The sequence below is a fragment of the Peptoniphilus sp. oral taxon 386 str. F0131 genome (assembly GCF_000090945.1).
Taxonomy (GTDB): Bacteria; Bacillota; Clostridia; order Tissierellales; family Peptoniphilaceae; genus Anaerosphaera; species Anaerosphaera mikwangii.
Genome location: NZ_GL349423.1, coordinates 1 through 5,105, shown reverse-complemented (window position 1 = coordinate 5,105; position 5,105 = coordinate 1). Strand labels below are relative to the sequence as shown.

Genomic DNA, 5,105 nt, shown 5'->3' with positions numbered 1-5,105 from the left:
AGTTTTTATTATTACCATAACTACATCTCCTTAATAACCTCTGTTAAATCTAAATCATTAACAGCCCAATTGTAAGCTTCCTTATTTATATTAACTGCCCTCTTTAAATCTAAAAGAGCCCCCTCTTTATCACCAAGTCTCGCCTTTGAACATGCCCTATTGTAAAAAAGATTTACACTTTCGGGATTATATTCTATTCCCTCATTTAAAATCTCAATAGCTCTGTTAAAATCTTTAAGTTCAATATAAATTGCAGAGATATTTAGATAAATATAGGGATTTTTTTCCTCGTTCTTAGCCTTAAAATAATATTCAAGCGCAACATTATTATCTCCCAAAGCCTTATATACTACTCCCATATTATAAAGTGCTCTAAAATAATTAGGATTAATTTTAAGACTGCACTCAAAATAATGCTTCGCCATATCATAACACTTTTGTTCTTCATATATACAGCCAATGTCATTATAACTTATATAATCTTCGGAATCTATATCTATACATTTTTTAAAACAGCGAAGAGCTGCATTTTTATCTCCTGTTTTATCATAGCAATGACCAAGATAATAATATGCCCTATCATAATTATCATCATACTCTATTGCAAATTTATAATACTTGATACTCTCTTCTACACTGCCATTTAAAAAATCATTTGTAAGCGCAACTCCATAATACGCACCGCTTCTTGTACTATCAATCTCAATAATTTTTTCAAAACATATTTTAGCACTTAAATACTCTTCAAAAATTAAATATATATCTGAAATTTCAAATAACACATCTATTTTCTTATCAGGTGTTGTGGCAAACTCAAGTGCCTTATTATATGCATTTAAAGCTGATTTTAAGTCATCTTTGCTTACAAAATCATTAGCTATAATAATATAATTGTTATATTTTTCATTAAAATTCAAATACACAGTCAAAATTGACCTCCCTTATCATTATATCAAAAAAAATAAAGTGTGGTATAATTTACTTAATATTTGGAGGTATTAATGAGAAGATTCTTATCATTTAACGATTATTTCAAAGAAAAATTTAATACAAAAATCGCAAAGCTGTCACTTGACATAGGAAGTACATGCCCCAACAGAGACGGAACTTTAAGTTACAGAGGTTGTATATTCTGTTCTGAAAGAGGAAGCGGAGATTTTGCCGGGGATAGATTATTGTCAATAGATAACCAAATAAATCAGCAAAAATATCTCCTTTCTAAAAAATGGAACGCCACAAAATTTATTGCATACTTTCAAAATTTCACAAACACATATGGAAACATAGAATCTCTTGAAAAAATATATACCTACGTAATTAAAAGAGATGATATCATAGGATTATCAATTGCAACAAGAGCTGATTGTCTTGGAGACGATGTTATGGAAATGCTAAAAAGACTAAATGAAAAAACTTTTCTATGGCTTGAAATAGGAATGCAAACTATAAATGAAAATACAATAAACATAATCAATAGAGGATATAGTCATAAAATCTTTGATGAAAATGTTAAAAAATTAAAAAATAATAATATAAAATTTCTGACTCATATAATTTTCGGACTCCCCTATGAAACTAAAGAAGATATGTTAAATACAGTAAAGTATGTCAAAGCTCTACATCCTTTCGGTATAAAATTTCATTCTTTATATATTCAAAATTACTCTGATTTATATAACTATTACTTGGAAAATAAATTTGATATTATATCCAAAGACGATTATATAAATCTTGTTTGTGACAGTATAGAAATATTGCCAAAAGATATTGTAATTCATCGGCTTACGGGAGATGCAGATAAGAAAAAACTGATTGAACCGAAATGGTGTGCCGATAAACTTTCTGTAATATCATCAATAGATAAAGAACTTAAAAATAGAAACTTACCTATAATAATATAAATACAACATAACTTCAATTAAAAAGAGTGAAAGAATAAAACCCTTCACTCTTTAATATTATATTTTTTTACATTTCAATTTAATGCACGAATAGAATTCAGAACCGCAATTACAGTTACTCCCACATCGGCAAAAACCGCTACCCACATAGTAGTAAGTCCCAATGCGCCAAGTATAAGAACTAAAATTTTTACAAATAATGCAAAAAATATATTTTGATAAATTATTTTTTTTGTCTTATTTGAAATTTTAATTGCTGTTGCTATTTTAGAAAGTTCGTCATTCATAATAACAATATCTGCCGCATCAATTGCACTATCAGAACCAATAGTTCCCATAGCTACCCCTATGTCAGCCCTTGAAAGAACAGGCGCATCATTTACTCCATCTCCTACAAACAAAACTTTATTTGTAGCTTTCTTCATAATCTCTTCAAGCTTTTCTACCTTTTCATTAGGAAGCAAATCTCCATAACAGTCGTTAATTCCTATACTGTTTGAAGTTAATTTCGTATTCTCCTCATTATCTCCTGACAGTATAGTTAGATGCATACCAAGTTTTTTAAGTTTTCTTATTTCTTTCCATGCCTCATCCTTAACACTGTCTGAAATAACTATGCTGCCTATGCAGCTCCCCGCTTTTGCAACATACACTACAACTCCGGATTCATGCAAAGTTTCAAACTCTATATTATTCTCCTTCAAAAGTTTTCCGTTACCGACAAAAATTTTATCGCCATTTAATGTATATACTATCCCTTTTCCCAGATACTCATTAAAATCCTCAGCATCTTCAAAATAAGAATTATCTCTCTTTAAAATTGCAGTAGCTATGGGATGAGTAGATGTCCGTTCTGCCGTTACAGCATATTTTAAAATCTCCTTATCAGAAAACTCCCCTACAGGTTTTATATCTGAAATTTCAAAAATACCCTTAGTTATTGTACCTGTTTTATCAAAAACTATATTTGAAACATCACTTAACGCCTCAAGGTAATTTCCACCCTTTACAAAAATTCCATTTTTGGATGCTGAACCAATCCCTGCAAAAACTCCAAGCGGTACCGAAATTACAAATGCACAAGGACAGCTTATTACAAGAAAAATACATGCTCTGAAAAATGCATCATAAAAACTTAAAATTCCCCTTAACGGAAGTATTACAGTAATTAATACAGCAAGTAAAACTACAATCGGAGTATATACTTTTGCAAATTTTGTAATAATTTTTTCTGTTTTAGATTTTCTTACAGCAGAATTCTCTACAAGTTCTAATATTTTAGCAACCGTAGTATTTTCATAATTCTTCTGAACCTCTACCTTCAACGGTCTATCAATATTAATACACCCTGAAATTACTTCATCCCCACTATCTACAAATCTTGGAATTGATTCTCCCGTTATATTTGAAGTATCAAGATTACTATTCCCGTCAATTACAACTCCATCAAGCGGAACTTTTTCTCCTGGTCTTATAAAAATAATATCTCCAATATTTACATCTTTGGGGTCAACCTCTTTTATAATATCTCCAATTAAAACATTTGCATATTCCGCCTTCAATTCAAGTACCTTTGAAATAGAATTTCTTGAATTTTCAAGAGCAATATTCTCAAACAACTGACCAACTTTATAGAACAACATAACAGCAACAGCTTCAGGATACTCTCCGACAACAAATGCACCGATAGATGCAACGCTCATTAAAAATCTTTCATCAAAAACTTCACCTTTTATGACATTTTTAGCTGCAGACACTATAACTTCTTGCCCTAAATATAGATATAAAAGTAAATACACTACAAGTTTAAATACATCCGGAATTTTTAAAATTACAGTTAAAATCAATGCAGCCAAAATTGCTGCAAACTTTAAAAATTCCATCTTATAATCAAAAATACTTATTTTCTTAAGCTCTGTATTTGATTTTTTTAAATCTGCTTTTTCAACAACAACTTCAGGCTCAATTCTGTCCACTATCACCTTAACTTCATTAAAAATAGAATCTCTGTCCGCACTGTCTTCAATAAGTAAATTAAATTTTTCATTTGTGAAATCATAGTTTGCAGATTTAACACCTCCAAGAACGGAAGTAGCCTCTTCTATTTTTTTAGTACAATGTGCACAATTAAGTCCCCTTAAATAAATTATATACTCACTGCAAATTGTCATGTTGTGTTCATGTCCAATATGCTTTAAATGCGTTGAAATATTATTTAAAATTTCAGATGCTGATATATCTTCATGACTCTCAATCACAATTTCGCCATTATCATTATATACTCTATCAATTCCTTCAATTTGATGACTGTGATTTCTTATATCATCACTACAAACTTCACAATCCAAATTCTTTAATTTGTATTTCATATCGGCTCCCTCCTATCAGTATTTGTATACTTGTTTATTTGTTCATATAATTTAATTATATTTTATCTTATTACAAATATCTTGTCAAGAAAAACCATATATTAAAAATAAGTTATTAAATATTTACTACTGAATTAATTTTTAAATATGAATAAAACTATAATTTCAAAAATTTTTTATTCATTTAAAACAATGAAATTTATAAATAATATACTAAATAAAAACTATAAATATAATTTTTGAAATTAAGCAAATTGAAATGAAGATTTATATAGTTAATGAAAAATAATAGCATAACATTCGTATCATACAAGGATAATTATTAAATCATACAACAAAAAAACCTTATAATTATAAAATTACAAGGTTTTACTTGGTGCACCGTGGAGGATTCGAACCCCTGACCTTCTGGTCCGTAGCCAGACGCTCTATCCAGCTGAGCTAACGGTGCATATATGGAGCGGATGACGAGATTCGAACTCGCGACCCTCGCCTTGGCAAGGCGATGCTCTACCACTGAGCCACATCCGCATATTATTAAATTTAAATGGTGGAGGAGAGTGGATTTGAACCACTGAAAGCTGTGCTAACGGATTTACAGTCCGTCCCCTTTGGCCAACTCGGGAACTCCTCCTTGATTTCTCTTGGAGCTGGTGAGAGGACTTGAACCCCCAACCTACTGATTACAAGTCAGTTGCTCTACCAATTGAGCTACACCAGCACTTCTTTTTCCCTTTTTCTTTGGCGACCTGGATCGGGCTCGAACCGACGACCTCCAGCGTGACAGGCTGGCATTCTAACCAACTGAACTACCAGGCCTCGTTAGAACTCTCTT

The 5,105-nt window shown here is 30.9% G+C and carries 3 protein-coding genes and 5 tRNA genes; 1 reads left to right on the top strand and 7 read right to left on the bottom strand.

Going from position 1 to position 5,105, the window contains the following annotated elements:
* Positions 1 to 20: 20 nt before the first annotated feature.
* A complete protein-coding gene (locus tag HMPREF0629_RS07110) occupies positions 21 to 923 on the bottom strand; it encodes a tetratricopeptide repeat protein (protein WP_255263847.1) in 903 nt (300 codons plus the stop codon).
* Positions 924 to 1,001: 78 nt separating this feature from the next.
* On the opposite strand from HMPREF0629_RS07110, the gene HMPREF0629_RS07105 reads away from it, so the two are divergent.
* Positions 1,002 to 1,901: a TIGR01212 family radical SAM protein gene (locus tag HMPREF0629_RS07105; RefSeq protein ID WP_009222632.1), complete on the top strand. Its 900-nt coding sequence runs from the start codon at positions 1,002 to 1,004 to the stop codon at positions 1,899 to 1,901.
* Between the two features lie 74 nt (positions 1,902 to 1,975).
* Here the strand turns inward: HMPREF0629_RS07105 and HMPREF0629_RS07100 are convergent, their stop codons facing one another.
* The 6 genes from HMPREF0629_RS07100 to HMPREF0629_RS07075 all read right to left on the bottom strand — a co-directional run bounded on the left by HMPREF0629_RS07100 (position 1,976) and on the right by HMPREF0629_RS07075 (position 5,089).
* Positions 1,976 to 4,270 (bottom strand): heavy metal translocating P-type ATPase, encoded by a 2,295-nt coding sequence (locus HMPREF0629_RS07100; RefSeq protein ID WP_009222631.1) that lies wholly within the window; start codon positions 4,268 to 4,270, stop codon positions 1,976 to 1,978.
* A gap of 374 nt (positions 4,271 to 4,644) precedes the next feature.
* Positions 4,645 to 4,721, bottom strand: a tRNA-Arg gene (locus HMPREF0629_RS07095).
* A 5-nt stretch (positions 4,722 to 4,726) separates the two neighbouring features.
* Positions 4,727 to 4,801 (bottom strand) — tRNA-Gly (locus tag HMPREF0629_RS07090).
* A 17-nt stretch (positions 4,802 to 4,818) separates the two neighbouring features.
* Positions 4,819 to 4,904, bottom strand: a tRNA-Tyr gene (locus tag HMPREF0629_RS07085).
* An 11-nt stretch (positions 4,905 to 4,915) separates the two neighbouring features.
* Positions 4,916 to 4,991: transfer RNA gene (locus HMPREF0629_RS07080), tRNA-Thr, on the bottom strand.
* Between the two features lie 21 nt (positions 4,992 to 5,012).
* Positions 5,013 to 5,089: transfer RNA gene (locus HMPREF0629_RS07075), tRNA-Asp, on the bottom strand.
* Between the last annotated feature and the right edge of the window lie 16 nt (positions 5,090 to 5,105).

Bases quoted from the DNA above. Each gene is read 5' to 3' on its own strand.
- HMPREF0629_RS07105 (WP_009222632.1), top strand. From the start codon at position 1,002: ATGAGAAGATTCTTATCATTTAACGATTATTTCAAAGAAAAATTTAAT.
- HMPREF0629_RS07100 (WP_009222631.1), bottom strand. From the start codon at position 4,270: ATGAAATACAAATTAAAGAATTTGGATTGTGAAGTTTGTAGTGATGAT.